We start from the raw sequence: 14457 nt of genomic DNA, 5'->3' as shown, positions 1-14457 counted from the left end.
CATGCGTTCCGCACGAATCCGGCGCACCCTGCTGAAGACGACGACGGCGCTGCTCGCCTCCGTGGGCCTGCTGGCCCTGTCCGGCTGCGGCAGCCCGTCCACGGCGGGCGGTTCGGCCACCCGGGACTTCACCGTCAACTGGGCCACCTCCCTGACGAACATCGACCCGGCGTTCGTGTGCGCCGGCAATGAGAACAGCTTCGCCAGCAATTTCTACGCCCGGCTGGTCAAGCTGGGCGCGGACACCCAGGCGGACGGCACCGCGGTGGCCAACACGGACCCGGCCCGGGTCCAGGGCGACCTGGCGACGTCCTGGAAGGTGTCCCCGGACGGCAAGGACTACACGTTCTCCCTGCACCCGGGGGCGAAGTTCGCCAACGGCGACCCCCTGGATGCCGAGGCCGTGCGCTATTCGATCATGCGCAACCTGACCATCGGCGGCTGCGGCTCCCTGGGCCTGCAGATCGGCCTGACGGACCCGGCGCTCATCAAGAACGTGGTGGTGGTGGACCCGTCCACGGTGCGGCTGGAGCTCTCCCGTGCCTACCCGGCCATCCTGGTGACCCTGGCTCAGAGCCGCGGTTCCATCTACGACCCGATGGTGATCAAGCAGCACGGCGAGGACAAGAAGGGTGTGCCGAACCAGTGGCTCGCCTCCCACACGGCCAGCAGCAGCGGTCCGTACGTCCTGGACGAGTACGTGGCCAACAACTACGCGGTGCTCAAGCGGAACCCCAATTACTACGGGACCCCCGCCCTGGAGCCGGTGGTGAGGGTCAACTTCATCACGTCCATCCCGACGCTGATGCTGCAGGCCCGCCGCGGTGAGGCGGATGTGACCCTGGGCCTGCCGCCCTACGTGGTGCACGAACTGAGCTCGGATGCCTGCTGCAGGGTCACCGCCACGCCTGCCTTCGCCCCCGTGACCGTGTCCATGGACAACTCCAAGGGCGTGACCTCGAATGTGCAGATCCGCCAGGCCCTGAGCTATGCGGTGCCGTACCAGCAGATCCAGAAGAGCGTGGCCTACGGCTATGCGGACGGCTACTACGGTCCCTTCGTCCCGGGCACCCCCGGTTTCGACCCGCAGCTCTCCGCCCCGCGCGCCACGGACCTGGACAAGGCCCGGCAACTGGTGAGTCAGTCCGGCGTGGCGGATCCGCAGATCGATCTCATGATCAATCCCTCCGCTCCTGGCGTGTCGACGCTGGCCACCATCCTGAAGTCCTCCTGGGAGGAGATCGGAGTCAAGGTCAACATCGATTCTCAGACGCCCACGGCCTTCGCCACGAAGTTCAACACGGGCAGCTACCAGTCGGCACTGCTTTTCGAGAGCGCCGGCCCGGTGGCCGCGTACGAGCTGCGCAAGAAGATGACCTGCGGCAGCAGCTTCAACAACCAGCACATCTGCATCCCGGGCACCCCGGAGCTGATGAAGGATCTGAACAACGCACCGGACCTGCAGACCCAGCAGCCGTTCATCAATGCGCTGGTCAAGGACTGGACGGACAACGCGCCCACCATCCCGCTCTACCGGGCGCAGTTCACCGCCGTGCTGGGTCACACCGTGAAGCACTTCGACTACGCCCCCTCCACCACTTTCTACAACTGGGGCCGTTAGGCCTCGCACGATCTGACGGAACCACAGTAAGGACACGAAAATGCGCATCGGTGTTGATGGAAGCAAGATCCCGCACGAGGCCGACGACTCCGGCGTCGCCATCCTGGAACGGGCGCACGCTCTGGGCATGGAAGGCGTCTACTTCCGCACCATCCTGGACATCACCCCCACCCTGGACCGTGGGCTGCTGGCGGATGTCCGGGCCTGTGCCGACGACCTGGGGCTGTACCTCCAGATGGGCTTGGCGAAGGTGAACCCGTTCGCGGCCGCGGAGGCGCCTCACGTCCGCCGGCTGGGCGACGGTGACTACACCCGGGGCATGATCAAGATGATCGAGGCGGCCCATGAAGCGGCCGGCGTGACGGACCTCTGGGTGGCCTGCGCCAACTACCAGAAGGGCCTGCCCGGCTACCACGTCTACGACCGCTTCCGCACGGACGCGCCGTGGGCGGACCAGCTCGTGGCGATCGAGAAGTTCCTGCGCCTGCTCGCCCCGGTGGCCCGGGATCACGGTGTTCACATGAACATCGAGACCCATGAGGAGATCACCAGCTTCGAGGTGGTCCGCCTGGTGGAGGCCGTGGGGCCGGACGTCCTGGGCGTCACCTTCGACACCGCCAATGTGGTGGTTCGCGGTGAGGATCCGGTGGCCGCGGCCCGCCGCGTGGCTCCGTACACCCGGGCCACCCACCTGCGGGACTTCCTCCTGGGGGAGCAGGACGGCATGTTCGGCCGGGTGTTCGCCCCCATCGGCCAGGGCTCCCTCGACTGGGACGCGATCGTCGGCACGCTGCACGCGGGCAACCCCGATCTGCCGCTCACCATCGAGAATGCGGGGCCGTCGCTGCACCTGCCCATCGGCCTCGACGACCCGGCCTGGCTGGCACTCCACCCGGATTACACGGAGGAGGAGGGTGCGGCCATCCGGAAGATGGGTGCGGACTACCAGGAGCGCGTCGACCGCGGCGAGGCCATCCCGCTGAGCGACTTCCGTGCCGTCCCGTACGACGGCGAGCGGTTCATCCGCGAGTCCGCGGACGCTCTGCGCGCGTCCCTCGCCCGTCTGGGCCTCGCGGCGGGGGTCGCCGCGGGCTGACCCGGCCTGCCTAGCGGAATGACGACGGCGGGGCGGCACCACAAGGTGCCGCCCCGCCGTCGTGCGTTGTGAGCCGTGGGGACTACTTGCCCAGCTTCGGCTTCACGTCCTTGGTGTAGATGCCCTCCAGCTTGCCCTTGAGGTCCGTCAGGCTGGACTTCACGTCCGCCTTCTGGGTCAGGATGGCGGCCGCGGTCTTGGCCATCTCCTGGTCCGCGCCGGGGAGGAACACGCGGGCGTTGTCCTGCTTGTGAGTGACCGTCAGCTGGTCCATGGCGATCTTGATCTGCGGGGTCTTGGCCAGCACGGCGGACATGTCGGCGGACTTGCGGGTGGGCATGTAGCCGGTGGCGGCGGAGAACAGCGCGGTGTTCTCGGGCTCCGTGACGAACTTCAGGAAGGTGGCCGCCGCGAGCTGCTGCTCCTTGGGCACGCCGGCCGGGATGCCGAGGCCCGCACCGCCGGTGGGGCACACCGGGCTGGTGGACACGGAGCCGCCGGGCATGAAGCCCACACCGACGTTGAACTTGGCGTTCTTCAGCACGGTCAGGAGGGACCCGGTGGAGGCGAGGGTCGCGGAGGCGATGCCCGCGGCGAAGTCCACGGCGGAGTCCTTGGACGAGACACCGGCCCAGTTGTCCTTGTAGACGGAGTCCTGCACGAACTGGAGGGCCTTGACGTTGGCGTCGGAGTCGGTGGTGAAGTCCCACTCCTTGGACCAGCCGCCGCCCTCGCCCCACAGGTTGTTCTGCAGGGTCCAGCCCGCGTAGCCGGCCAGGGCCGGGTACATGAAGGAGTACTGGGCCTTGGAGACGGCCTTGAGCTTCGGGGCCCACTCGGCGAACTCGGCCCAGGTCTTCGGGGCGCGGTCCGGCAGGCCTGCGGCCGCGAAGCGGTCCTTGTTGTAGTAGAAGAGCGGAGTGGAGCGGGCGTACGGCATGGCCCACTGCTTGGAGTCGTAGCCGTAGTCGTCCACCAGGGTCTTCTGGAAGTCGTCCAGCTGGAAGTCGAGCTGCTTGAGCAGGCCGTCCAGAGGGATGATGCTCTTGTTCATGTAGTAGCGGAACCACCAGACGTCGGAGAGGACCACCAGTGCGGGCAGATCGCTCTTGGCGGCCTGGGCGGCCTGGAACTTCTGGGCGATCTCCTCGTAGTCCTTGCCACCGGTGACCAGGTTGACCTTGATGTCCGGGTGCTTGGCCTGGAAGGCGGCGATCAGCTTCTTCTCCGCATCCTCCGACTGGCCCGGGTGGTTGCTCCAGAAGTCGAAGCTGGCGGCGGGCTTGACACCGGTGAAGTCGACATCGGCGGCGGCCTGCGGGGCGGAGCCGCCGCTGGTGGACGGACCGCCACAGGCCGCGAGGGCGGCGGTGACGGCGGCGGCGGCCGACAGGCCGAGGAATTGACGACGGCGCAGGGGCGAGTTCATGAGGGACCTTTCAGTGGTGCAAGGGGTGCGTGAGGAATGAGAAGTGGGGTGCCCGGGCTCAGCCCGTGACACTGCCCTGGGTCAGGCCGGCCACGATATAGCGCTGCAGCATGGCGAAGACCACCAGGATGGGCAGGATGACCAGGACGGAACCGGCCATGAGGATGCCCCAGCCGGCGCCGTTGCTCTCCGTGTTCTGCAGCAGCGTCAGGCCGACGGGCAGCGTCATGCTCTCCGGTTTGTCGGTGATGATGAGCGGCCAGATGTAGTCGTTCCATTCGCTCACCACGGTGACAAGTGCCACCGTGGCGATCGAGGGGAGTGAGACGGGCGCGACGACTCGCCACAGGCGGCGCCAGTGCCCGGCGCCGTCGAGTTCCGCAGCTTCCAGGATGGATTTCGGGAGCGTGAGGAAGTGCTGGCGGAGCAGGAAGGTGCCGAAGGCGGTGCCGAGGCCGGGCAGGATGATGCCCCAGAGGGTGTTCTTCCCGCCCATCCCCGCGATCAAGATGTAGTTCGGCAGGATGGACACCTGGGCAGGGACCATGAGGGCCACCAGGATGAGTACGAAGACCACGTTCTTGAACGGGAAGTCCACGAACACGAGCGCGTACGCGGTGAGGATCGCCAGCACGACCTTCACGGTGGAGCCGACCGCGGTGACGATCAGGCTGTTGGCGAAGAACCGGCCGAACGGGACCGTGGTCATGGCGGCCTGGTAGTTGTCCAGGGTGGGCGCCTGCGGCAGGAACTGCAGCTGGGTGGTGACGATCTCGCTGGGCTGCTTGAAGGAGTTCAGCACCATCCACAGCAGAGGCAGGACCACCACCAGCGTGGCCAGGACCAGCGGGACGTATCCGGCGCTGAGCGTGGCCAGGAGGTTCTTCCGGCTGAAGGCGGTGTCCGGCGCGGCGACCGGGGCGGGCGTGACGGCCGTGCTCATGCGTAGTGCACCTTCTTCTCAACGAATCGCAGCTGGAGGACCGTGACCACCAGGAGAATGGCGAACAGGACCACGGAGATGGCCGCGGAGTAGCCGGCACGGTTGTAGGCGCCGAAGGCCTGCAGGTACGCCTCGTAGATGAGGGTGCTGGTGCCGTTGCCCAGGGGTGTCATGATGCGGATCAGGTCGAACGCCTGCAAGGAGCTCAGCATGGTGGTGATGAGCAGGAAGAAGGTGGTGGGGGACAGCAGCGGCAGGGAGATGCTGAGGAAGCGCCGGACGCCGTTGGCGCCGTCCAGGGACGCGGCCTCCATGACCTCGGTGGGCAGGGACTGCAGGCCGGCCAGGAACACCACGGCGCAGTAGCCCAGGTTCTTCCAGACGTAGACCACGATCACCATGACCAGCGCCAGCTGCGGGTCGTTGATCCACTCCGGGCTCTTGGCGCCGAAACTGCGGAAGATCCAGGACAGGACGCCGTAGCCGGGGTCGAAGATGAACAGCCAGACCAGGCCCACGCCCACGCCGGACAGGACGTAGGGGGCGAAGACGGCGGCGCGGGCGAAGGTGGTGCCGCGGGCCTTGGTGTTCAGGGCCAGGGCCACGAGGAGGCCGAGAGCCATGGAACCGCCCACGGTGAACAGCATGAACACGGCGGTGGTGCCGAGCACACGCGGGGCGTCGTCACTGGTGAAGAAGGTGACGTAGTTGCCGAGCCCCACCACGGCGGCGTCGGGGGAGCCGAGCGTCCAGTCCAGGGTGGAGTAGTAGATGTTGTTGAGCAGCGGCAGGTAGGTGAACACCGCGATCAGCAGCAGGTTGGGGGCTGCGAAGGCGAGGAAGATCAGGAAGTCGCGACGCCGGCGCGGGCTCCAGCCACGGCGGGCGGATCGCCTTTCCGGGGCGGTGACGGAGGCTCGGGGCGGCTCGGTCACCGGGGGCGCCGTGCGCCGGGAGATGTCGGTGTGAGTCATGAGGGAAATCAGGTCCTTCTGGCCACGAGGAAAGCGTGGGCCGAGTTCACTCCACCACAGGAACGACGTCCGGAAACCCGGAATCGGGGCTTCCGGAGCAGAGTTCCGGGAGCCTTCAAGGCTTGTTCACCATGTGGACACCGGCCGCCCACTCCATGTTCAGAAACGAGGGCGGCCTACCGTTTGCCGCGGGGTGGACAATGGCGTCATGGGACGGATCACGGAAGTGCCCGGTGTGCGGGTGGGGCGTGCGGAGCGGATCGGCGACGGCTGGCTCAGCGGGGTCACGGTGGTGCTGCCGCCGCCTGGGACCGTGGGGTCCGTGGATGTGCGCGGCGGCGGACCTGGTACTCATGAGACAGACGCCCTGGATCCGAGCACACTCGTGTCGACGGTGGACGCGGTGGTCCTGACGGGTGGGAGCGCCTATGGCCTGGTCTCGGCGCATGGGGCGCAGCTCTGGTGCGAGGAGCAGGGGAGAGGCTTCCCGGTCCAGGGCGGCGTGGTGCCGATCGTCCCGGCGGCGGCGATCTTCGACCTGGGCCGCGGCGGCGACTTCACCGCCCGCCCGGATGCGGCCATGGGCCACCAGGCGGCGGCCGACGCCGGTGCGCGGGAGGACGGGCACGACGTCGAGCGCGGCGCCGTCGGCGCGGGCACCGGCGCCCTGATCGCTCAGGGCCGCTTCAAGGGAGGCCTCGGCACCTCGGCGATCCACCTCGACGACGGCGTCATCGTCGGAGCGCTCGCCGTGGTCAATGCGCTCGGATCCCCCCTGGGACTCGAAGCGGCCTCGGGCACTCTTTCTCCGCGTTCACTTGTCACCCCGACCGGGGCGGGTCCCGTTCAAGGTGACGCGCCCGCATCGGCGAGCCGGAAGGAATCCGGAAGCGTGCGTCTAAGCGAGGGACGAGCGAGCACGCGGAGGATTGCGTCCGACTCGCCGGAGGCCGGCGAGGGTCACCAACTGAACACCACGCTCGCCGTCGTCGTGACGAACGCCGCCTTGGAGGTGGCCCAGTGCCGCCGCACCGCCACGGCGGCTCACGCCGGGCTCGCGCGGGCGCTGAACCCGAGCCACACGCTGGCCGACGGGGACACGGTGTTCGCGCTGTCCACGGGGGTGGAGACCGGCTGGACCTCATTGCCGCCTCAGGAGAGGACCGCGTTCCTGATCGCCCTGCAGAGTGCGGCGGCCGAGGCCGTGCGGCTGGCGATCCTGGACGGGGTGGAGCAGGCTGCCGGGATGACGACGCCGGCGGGCGCCTTTCCGGCCTGGGGTGCGTGATCGGCCCAGGCCCGCTATGATGGTCCGATTTAACATCCGGCCCATCATGCCGTACAGTTGTTGGTTGGTTGTCTGTTCCGTCATGCCCTCTCTCCAGCGGGTTCCGGTTCGTCCGGGACGCGGTGCTCAGGTGCGGCGCGGCGGGGAATCGACAGCCTGTGGGGGTCTCCCCACAGGACAACACCCATTGCCCGCCCGGCGCATCCGTGCCGTGCGGCACCAACAGTTAGCGGAGGATATGGCCAAGAAGGACGGGGTCATTGAGATCGAAGGCGTCGTGACTGAAGCGCTGCCCAACGCGATGTTCCGCGTTGAGCTGACGAACAAGCACATCGTCTTGGCACACATCTCTGGAAAGATGCGCCAGCACTACATCAGGATCCTCCCGGAGGACCGCGTGGTGGTGGAGCTGAGCCCGTATGACCTCACCCGGGGTCGTATCGTCTACCGCTACAAGTAAAAAGCCTCCACCGCGGTCTGCCGTGGTGGGAGTCCCTGCAAACACGCAAAGGAACGCCATGAAGGTCAAGCCGAGCGTCAAGCAGATCTGCGACAAGTGCAAAGTGATCCGCCGTAACGGCCGGGTCATGGTGATCTGCGAGAACCCGCGCCACAAGCAGCGCCAGGGCTGATTCCCCGCAAGGGATCAACCACGGCTGCTTGCCCACGCAAGTAACTGAAAAAGGCAGCACAAGCTGCGCTGGGACGTACAGAGCCCGGACAGCTGACCCCCGGCCCGGAGGCTGGGGCCGCACGAACGGTGCGGGTGTACTGCCTACGACCTCCGGACAACACAAGGAGAACCGCCACTATGGCTCGTCTCGCTGGCGTTGACATCCCCCGCGAAAAGCGGTTGGAAATCGCGCTTACTTACATCTACGGCGTGGGCAAGACCCGTGCGAAGGAAACTCTGGCTGCCACCGGCATCAGCGCTGACGTCCGGGTCAAGGACCTGACCGACGCCGAGCTGGTTCAGCTGCGTGACTTCATCGAGGGCAACTACAAGGTTGAGGGTGACCTTCGCCGCGAAGTCGCCGCCGACATCCGCCGCAAGGTTGAGATCGGCAGCTACGAAGGTCTGCGTCACCGCCGCGGCCTTCCGGTCCGCGGTCAGCGCACCAAGACCAACGCTCGTACCCGTAAGGGTCCGAAGCGTACCGTCGCAGGCAAGAAGAAGGCCGGTCGCTGATCCCTGTAGGGATCACGGCGGGTTTCACTGAAAACTTTTGTAGGAGTAGATAATGCCCCCGAAGACTCGTGGCGCTGTCCGCAAGCCGCGTAAGAAGGACAAGAAGAATATCGCGCTGGGTCAGGCGCACATCAAGAGCACGTTCAACAACACCATCGTGTCCATCACGGACCCGTCCGGTGCTGTGATCTCCTGGGCTTCCGCCGGTGAGGTCGGGTTCAAGGGCTCCCGTAAGTCCACCCCGTACGCCGCTCAGATGGCTGCCGAGACCGCTGCGAAGCGCGCTCAGGAGCACGGCCTGAAGAAGGTCGACGTGTTCGTGAAGGGTCCGGGCTCCGGCCGCGAGACCGCCATCCGTTCGCTGCAGGCCGCCGGCCTGGAGGTCGGGTCCATCCAGGACGTGACCCCGAGCGCCCACAACGGCTGCCGTCCCCCGAAGCGCCGCCGCGTCTGATTGCGCTGGTTCCGCCGCGTCGTCGCGCCCCTCGTGGAGGGGCCGGCGGCGCGGCGGCGGAACGACGTCGATTTCCACTACCTGTGTTGCGTCATATAGCGGATGCTCGCTGAAAGGAAACCTAAGTGCTCATTGCACAGCGCCCCACCCTCACTGAAGAGGTAGTTTCCGAAAACCGCTCCCGGTTCGTCATCGAGCCGCTGGAGCCGGGCTTCGGTTACACCCTCGGCAACTCCCTGCGTCGCACCCTGCTCTCCTCGATCCCCGGCGCTGCTGTCACCAGCATCCGGATCGACGGCGTGCTGCACGAGTTCACCACGGTTCCCGGTGTGAAGGAGGATGTCACTGAGATCATCCTGAACATCAAGAACCTGTCCGTGTCCTCCGAGCACGATGAGCCGGTCGTCGCGTACCTGCGCAAGCAGGGCCCCGGAGTCGTCACCGCCGCGGACATCGCTCCGCCGGCGGGTGTGGAGTTCCACAACCCGGATCTGCACATCGCGACCCTGAACTCCAAGGGCAAGTTCGAGCTCGAACTGACCATCGAGCGTGGCCGTGGCTACGTCTCCGCTGCTCAGAACAAGGCAGGCGATGCTGAGATCGGCCGTATCCCGGTCGATTCCATCTACTCGCCCGTCATGAAGGTGACCTTCCGCGTGGAGGCCACCCGTGTCGAGCAGCGCACCGACTTCGACAAGCTCGTCGTCGATGTGGAGACCAAGCAGTCCATCGCCCCGCGCGATGCGGTCGCTTCCGCCGGCACCACGCTGGTGGAGCTGTTCGGTCTGGCCCGCGAGCTCAACGTTGCCGCTGAGGGCATCGAAATCGGCCCGTCGCCCACGGACGCCGCCCTGGCGGCCGACATGGCACTGGCCATCGAGGAACTGGACCTCACCGTCCGTTCCTACAACTGCCTCAAGCGCGAGGGCATCCACACCGTGGGCGAACTCGTGGCGCGTTCCGAGGCCGATCTGATGGACATCCGCAACTTCGGTGCGAAGTCCATCGATGAGGTCAAGGCCAAGCTTGTTGAACTGGGCCTCTCCCTGAAGGATTCGCCTCCCGGCTTCGACCTGGCTGCCCGTGCGGCCGCGGTCGACGAGGATGACGTCACCTTCAGCGACGAAGAAGCCTGATAAAGCAGATTTCGGTCGATCCGGCCCGTTGACGGACCGGGAAGACCACCCATCTAGGAGATAGAACTATGCCTACCCCCTCCAAGGGTCCGCGCCTGGGCGGCGGCCCGGCTCACGAGCGCCTGCTGCTCGCGAACCTGGCCTCCCAGCTCTTCGAGCACAAGCGCATCACCACCACGGTCACCAAGGCCAAGCGCCTGAAGCCGTACGCCGAGCGTCTGGTCACCTTCGCCAAGCGTGGCGACCTGGCTTCCCGCCGCCGCGTGCTCGGCCTGATCAGCGACAAGGGCATCGTCCACGAGCTGTTCACCGACATCGCCAAGCAGGTGGAGAACCGTCCCGGCGGCTACACCCGCATCACCAAGATCGGCAACCGCAAGGGCGACAACGCCCCCATGGCCGTGATCGAGCTCGTGCTCGAGCCGCTCTCCGCCAAGCAGGCCGTCGTGGCCGAGGCCACCAAGGCCGCCGAGAAGGCTGCTCCCGTTGAGGAAGCCGCCGTTGAGGCTCCGGCCGAGGAGACCGCCGAGGTCGTCGAGGAGACCGTTGAGGCTCCCGCCGCCGAGGCTGCTGCCGAGGAGACCGAGGAGAAGACGGCCGAGTAAGGCCCTTTTCCCTCTGGTTCGCAAGGCCCGGTAGAATCGGGCCCATGCGCTCTCAGGAACCCGTCGTCACCCCCATCGGTGACGGCGGGTTTCTGCGTATCCGGATGTCACTGGCCTACGACGGCGGCCCGTTCCGCGGCTGGGCCGTTCAGCCGGGCCTGCGGACCGTCCAGGGAGTCCTGGAGGAGGCGCTGGAGCTGATCGCCCGGCGCCCCGTCCGTCTGACCGTGGCCGGCCGCACCGACGCCGGCGTGCACGCCCGCGGCCAGGTGGTCCATTGGGACAGCACACCGGACGAATGGGCGAAGCTGGGCCGCGGATCCGCGGCCGACGCGCCCAGCGTGCTGCAGCGCAGGCTCAGCGGCGCCCTGGCGAGGGTTCTGGGGGACGACGGCGGCGCCGTCGTCGTGCGGGACGTCCAGGTGGCCGCGGAGGGCTTCGACGCCCGCTTCAGCGCCCTGTGGCGCCGTTACAGCTACCGCATCGCCGACGACGCGCGGCTGCACGATCCGCTGGGCCGCTCGCTCACGCTGTGGCACAAGAAGCCGCTGGACGTGGAGGCGATGAACCGCGGCGCGGCGCTGCTGCTGGGTCTGAACGACTTCCGCTCGTACTGCAAGCCCCGCGAAGGGGCCACCACAGTCCGTGAACTGCAGCGGTTCGACTTCGACCGCGGAGCCGACGGCATCATCACGGCACATGTGCAGGCGGACGCCTTCTGCCACAACATGGTGCGGGCGCTGATCGGCGCCACCCTGCGGGTGGGGGAGGGGATGGAACCGCCGCCGTGGCTGTGGGAACGGCTCCTGGAGAAACAGCGCGACGCGCGGTCCGTCCTGGCCCCGGCGCACCCTTTGGTGTTCGAGTACGTGGCCTATCCGGATGACGCACAGCTGAGGGCCCGGGCCGAGCAGACCCGGGCCCTGAGGGACTGAACGCCCTCGTTTTTGCGGGCCGGAGCGATTAACGATAAAGTTTTAAGTCGTTGTGCGTGTGCCCCCTCGATGATGGGTGCCGCCTGGATGATTCTGTTGCATGGATCGCATGTCCGGGCGGGCTATCGAGCTTAGGGTCTCACTGGTTGGCAAGAGCCCTCACCTCTCGTATCCGGTCGCACAGGAAACCTCGACGGGCTCTCACACCCGTTGAACTACTTTGAACGCCAGAACAAGAACGAGGCATACACCGTGCGTACGTACACCCCGAAGCCCGGCGACGTGGATCGCCAGTGGCACGTCATTGACGCCACCGACGTTGTCCTGGGCCGTCTTGCCAGCCACACCGCCAACCTGCTGCGCGGCAAGCACAAGCCGACCTTCGCCGCTCACATGGACATGGGCGACTTCGTCATCATCATCAACGCTGAGAAGGTCGCCCTGACCGGCGCCAAGCTCGAGCAGAAGCGCGCTTACCGCCACTCCGGTTACCCGGGCGGCCTCAAGAGCGTCAACTACGCCGAGCTGCTCGAGAAGAACCCGGTTCTCGCCGTGCAGAAGGCCGTCAAGGGCATGCTGCCGAAGAACTCCCTGGCTGCCCAGCAGCTGACCAAGCTGAAGGTGTACCGCGGTGCCGAGCACCCGCACGCCGCTCAGCAGCCGAAGTCTTTCGAAATCACCCAGGTCGCCCAGTAGTCCTGGCCACCACCCAACTTATTTTTCAAGGAGAATCGTGGCTCAGAACGAAGAACTGACCACCGAGGCCGTCGTGGCCGAGGAGAACCTGACCAGCTACACCTCGGAGAGCGCCCCGGCGCAGGTTTCCGAGCAGAAGGAGCGCCCGGCCCTGACGGTCCCCGGCTCCGGCGTTGGTCGTCGTAAGGAAGCAATCGCCCGCGTCCGTCTGGTTCCGGGCACCGGCAAGTGGACCATCAACGGTCGCGAGCTGGACAACTACTTCCCGAACAAGCTGCACCAGCAGGAAGTCAACGAGCCGTTCCGCATCCTCGAGCTCGAGGGCGCCTACGACGTGATCGCCCGCATCCACGGCGGTGGCCCCTCCGGCCAGGCCGGTGCGCTGCGCCTGGGCATCGCCCGTTCCCTGAACGAGATCGATGTTGAGAACAACCGCCCGACCCTGAAGAAGGCCGGCTTCCTGACTCGTGACGCCCGCGTCATCGAGCGTAAGAAGGCCGGTCTCAAGAAGGCCCGTCGCGCGCCCCAGTACTCGAAGCGTTAATCTTCGCGTTCTTGGAAGGCCCGGTTGCTTCGGCAGCCGGGCCTTTCGGCTTTCCCCGGGCTTGTGGACCTTCCTCCGGTCTCCAGCGCAGGGGAAAGTCCGTACGCCCGTGGAAAGCCGCTATCGAGGTGCCTGGGAATGTGGCGGGTCCCGGCTGCGCGGGCCAGGTCGGATAGAATCTTGTCCGATGTCTAGATTATTTGGAACCGACGGTGTCCGCGGCCTGGCGAACGGGTTGCTGACGGCTGAACTGTCCATGCAGCTGGCTCAGGCCGCCGCAGTCGTGCTCGGCCACGAGCGCTCGAACGGCACGCGGCCCCGGGCCGTCGTCGCGCGGGACCCCCGGGCGAGCGGTGAGTTCATCTCCGCCGCCGTCGAGGCGGGCCTGGCGAGTTCCGGCATCGACGTCTACGACGCCGGTGTGCTGCCCACCCCCGCCGCGGCCTTCCTGGTGGCCGATCTGGAAGCCGATTTCGGCGTCATGATCTCCGCCTCCCACAACCCCGCGCCGGACAACGGCATCAAGTTCTTCGCCCGGGGCGGCCACAAGCTCCCCGATGAGGTGGAGGACGCCATCGAGGCCCGGATGAAGGAGCCGTACGAGCGTCCCCAGGGCGCCGGAGTGGGCCGCATCCGCCGCTTCTCCGATGCGGAGGACCGCTACATCGTCCACCTGCTCCGTTCCATCGCGCCGCAGCGCCTGGACGGGCTCAAGGTGGTCCTGGACTGCGCCCACGGCGCGGCGAGCGGCTGTTCCCCCGAACTCTTCAAGGACGCCGGCGCGGACGTCGTGGTCATCGGAGCCGACCCGGACGGCCTGAACATCAACGACGGCGTCGGCTCCACCCACCTGGGTGAGCTGCAGGCCGCCGTGGTGGCGCATGGCGCCGATCTGGGCATCGCACACGACGGCGACGCGGACCGCTGCCTGGCCGTGGACCACGAGGGCCATGAGGTGGACGGCGACCAGATCATGGCGATCCTGGCAGTCGCTCTCAAGGACGCGGGCAAGCTCAACGACGACACCCTAGTGGCCACCGTCATGAGCAATCTGGGCCTCAAGCTCGCCCTGCGGGACGCCGGCATCACCATCAAGGAGACCGCGGTCGGTGACCGTTACGTCCTGGAAGGTATGCGCGACGGCGGTTACAACCTGGGCGGTGAACAGTCCGGCCACGTGATCTTCGCCGACTTCGCCACCACGGGCGACGGCCTGCTCACGGGACTGCAGCTGGCCGCCCAGGTGGCCCGTACCGGCAAGAGCCTGCAGGAACTGGCAGGCGTGATGCGCAAGCTGCCGCAGCTCATGATCAACGTCAAGGGCGTGGACAAGGCCCGCGCCACGAAGGATCCGCACGTTGCGGCCGCGATCGCCCGCGCCGAGCAGGAACTGGGCGAGACCGGCCGCGTGCTGCTCCGTCCCTCCGGCACCGAACCGGTGGTCCGCGTCATGGTGGAGGCGGCGGACATGGAGACCGCCACCCGGATCTGCGAAGAGCTGGCCGGGGTGGTCAAGGAGAACCTGGCGCTGGAGCCGACTGCCTGAC

16 protein-coding genes are annotated in these 14457 nt (G+C 67.0%); 13 read left to right on the top strand and 3 right to left on the bottom strand.

Features of this window, described 5'->3' with window-relative positions; genetic code table 11:
• The first annotated feature begins 1 nt into the window (after nucleotide 1).
• Complete coding sequence (locus Q9R02_RS12895) at nucleotides 2-1621, top strand: ABC transporter substrate-binding protein (RefSeq protein WP_305997103.1); 1620 nt, start codon at nucleotides 2-4, stop codon at nucleotides 1619-1621.
• 40 nt (nucleotides 1622-1661) lie between these two features.
• Nucleotides 1662-2717: a sugar phosphate isomerase/epimerase family protein gene (locus Q9R02_RS12890; RefSeq protein WP_305997102.1), complete on the top strand. Its 1056-nt coding sequence runs from the start codon at nucleotides 1662-1664 to the stop codon at nucleotides 2715-2717.
• Between the two features lie 82 nt (nucleotides 2718-2799).
• Here the strand turns inward: Q9R02_RS12890 and Q9R02_RS12885 are convergent, their stop codons facing one another.
• The 3 genes from Q9R02_RS12885 to Q9R02_RS12875 are packed head-to-tail and all read right to left on the bottom strand — an operon-like array spanning nucleotide 2800 to nucleotide 6063.
• The gene (locus tag Q9R02_RS12885) at nucleotides 2800-4146 is read right to left on the bottom strand and encodes an ABC transporter substrate-binding protein (RefSeq protein WP_305997101.1); all 1347 of its coding nucleotides are present in this window, start codon (nucleotides 4144-4146) and stop codon (nucleotides 2800-2802) included.
• A gap of 58 nt (nucleotides 4147-4204) precedes the next feature.
• Complete coding sequence (locus tag Q9R02_RS12880) at nucleotides 4205-5089, bottom strand: carbohydrate ABC transporter permease (protein ID WP_305997100.1); 885 nt, start codon at nucleotides 5087-5089, stop codon at nucleotides 4205-4207.
• Nucleotides 5086-6063 (bottom strand): carbohydrate ABC transporter permease, encoded by a 978-nt coding sequence (locus Q9R02_RS12875; protein WP_305997099.1) that lies wholly within the window; start codon nucleotides 6061-6063, stop codon nucleotides 5086-5088. Before Q9R02_RS12875 ends, Q9R02_RS12880 begins: the two co-directional genes overlap by 4 nt.
• A 208-nt stretch (nucleotides 6064-6271) precedes the next feature.
• On the opposite strand from Q9R02_RS12875, the gene Q9R02_RS12870 reads away from it, so the two are divergent.
• From Q9R02_RS12870 to glmM, 11 genes are all read left to right on the top strand, one after another.
• The gene (locus Q9R02_RS12870; protein ID WP_305997098.1) at nucleotides 6272-7351 is read left to right on the top strand and encodes a P1 family peptidase; all 1080 of its coding nucleotides are present in this window, start codon (nucleotides 6272-6274) and stop codon (nucleotides 7349-7351) included.
• Nucleotides 7352-7589: 238 nt separating this feature from the next.
• Entirely contained in the window at nucleotides 7590-7811 is a 222-nt protein-coding gene (infA, locus tag Q9R02_RS12865; RefSeq protein ID WP_009358723.1) for a translation initiation factor IF-1, read from the top strand.
• A gap of 58 nt (nucleotides 7812-7869) precedes the next feature.
• Nucleotides 7870-7983, top strand: a complete 114-nt coding sequence (rpmJ, locus tag Q9R02_RS12860) for a 50S ribosomal protein L36 (protein ID WP_011775570.1) — start codon at nucleotides 7870-7872, stop codon at nucleotides 7981-7983.
• A gap of 179 nt (nucleotides 7984-8162) precedes the next feature.
• Entirely contained in the window at nucleotides 8163-8540 is a 378-nt protein-coding gene (gene rpsM, locus Q9R02_RS12855) for a 30S ribosomal protein S13 (RefSeq protein WP_305997097.1), read from the top strand.
• Between the two features lie 52 nt (nucleotides 8541-8592).
• Nucleotides 8593-8994 (top strand): 30S ribosomal protein S11, encoded by a 402-nt coding sequence (rpsK, locus tag Q9R02_RS12850; protein ID WP_425279277.1) that lies wholly within the window; start codon nucleotides 8593-8595, stop codon nucleotides 8992-8994.
• A gap of 125 nt (nucleotides 8995-9119) precedes the next feature.
• On the top strand, nucleotides 9120-10130 hold the full coding sequence (locus tag Q9R02_RS12845) for a DNA-directed RNA polymerase subunit alpha (protein WP_305997096.1): 1011 nt from the start codon (nucleotides 9120-9122) through the stop codon (nucleotides 10128-10130).
• Between the two features lie 68 nt (nucleotides 10131-10198).
• A complete protein-coding gene (gene rplQ, locus Q9R02_RS12840) occupies nucleotides 10199-10735 on the top strand; it encodes a 50S ribosomal protein L17 (RefSeq protein ID WP_305997095.1) in 537 nt (178 codons plus the stop codon).
• Between the two features lie 44 nt (nucleotides 10736-10779).
• Nucleotides 10780-11670: a tRNA pseudouridine(38-40) synthase TruA gene (gene truA, locus Q9R02_RS12835; RefSeq protein WP_305997094.1), complete on the top strand. Its 891-nt coding sequence runs from the start codon at nucleotides 10780-10782 to the stop codon at nucleotides 11668-11670.
• A gap of 252 nt (nucleotides 11671-11922) precedes the next feature.
• The gene (rplM, locus tag Q9R02_RS12830; protein WP_305997093.1) at nucleotides 11923-12366 is read left to right on the top strand and encodes a 50S ribosomal protein L13; all 444 of its coding nucleotides are present in this window, start codon (nucleotides 11923-11925) and stop codon (nucleotides 12364-12366) included.
• Between the two features lie 37 nt (nucleotides 12367-12403).
• Nucleotides 12404-12910 carry a 30S ribosomal protein S9 gene (gene rpsI, locus Q9R02_RS12825; protein WP_305997092.1) on the top strand — a complete coding sequence of 169 codons (507 nt, stop codon included), beginning with the start codon at nucleotides 12404-12406 and terminating at the stop codon, nucleotides 12908-12910.
• 187 nt (nucleotides 12911-13097) lie between these two features.
• Nucleotides 13098-14456 (top strand): phosphoglucosamine mutase, encoded by a 1359-nt coding sequence (gene glmM / locus Q9R02_RS12820; RefSeq protein ID WP_305997091.1) that lies wholly within the window; start codon nucleotides 13098-13100, stop codon nucleotides 14454-14456.
• Nucleotide 14457: the final 1 nt, after the last annotated feature.

Source organism: Arthrobacter horti (assembly GCF_030731045.1).
In the GTDB taxonomy this organism is placed as follows: domain Bacteria; phylum Actinomycetota; class Actinomycetes; order Actinomycetales; family Micrococcaceae; genus Arthrobacter_E; species Arthrobacter_E nanjingensis.
The sequence above is the reverse complement of the archived record's forward strand: the minus strand, read 5'-3'. Positions and strand labels throughout refer to the sequence as shown.

Coding starts and splice junctions, on each gene's coding strand:
- Q9R02_RS12895 (WP_305997103.1), top strand. CDS start 2: ATGCGTTCCGCACGAATCCGGCGCACCCTGCTGAAGACGACGACGGCG.
- infA (WP_009358723.1), top strand. CDS start 7,590: ATGGCCAAGAAGGACGGGGTCATTGAGATCGAAGGCGTCGTGACTGAA.
- rpsK (WP_425279277.1), top strand. CDS start 8,593: ATGCCCCCGAAGACTCGTGGCGCTGTCCGCAAGCCGCGTAAGAAGGAC.
- glmM (WP_305997091.1), top strand. CDS start 13,098: ATGTCTAGATTATTTGGAACCGACGGTGTCCGCGGCCTGGCGAACGGG.
- Q9R02_RS12875 (WP_305997099.1), bottom strand. CDS start 6,063: ATGACTCACACCGACATCTCCCGGCGCACGGCGCCCCCGGTGACCGAG.
- Q9R02_RS12890 (WP_305997102.1), top strand. CDS start 1,662: ATGCGCATCGGTGTTGATGGAAGCAAGATCCCGCACGAGGCCGACGAC.
- Q9R02_RS12870 (WP_305997098.1), top strand. CDS start 6,272: ATGGGACGGATCACGGAAGTGCCCGGTGTGCGGGTGGGGCGTGCGGAG.
- Q9R02_RS12885 (WP_305997101.1), bottom strand. CDS start 4,146: ATGAACTCGCCCCTGCGCCGTCGTCAATTCCTCGGCCTGTCGGCCGCC.
- rpmJ (WP_011775570.1), top strand. CDS start 7,870: ATGAAGGTCAAGCCGAGCGTCAAGCAGATCTGCGACAAGTGCAAAGTG.
- Q9R02_RS12880 (WP_305997100.1), bottom strand. CDS start 5,089: ATGAGCACGGCCGTCACGCCCGCCCCGGTCGCCGCGCCGGACACCGCC.
- truA (WP_305997094.1), top strand. CDS start 10,780: ATGCGCTCTCAGGAACCCGTCGTCACCCCCATCGGTGACGGCGGGTTT.
- rpsM (WP_305997097.1), top strand. CDS start 8,163: ATGGCTCGTCTCGCTGGCGTTGACATCCCCCGCGAAAAGCGGTTGGAA.
- rplQ (WP_305997095.1), top strand. CDS start 10,199: ATGCCTACCCCCTCCAAGGGTCCGCGCCTGGGCGGCGGCCCGGCTCAC.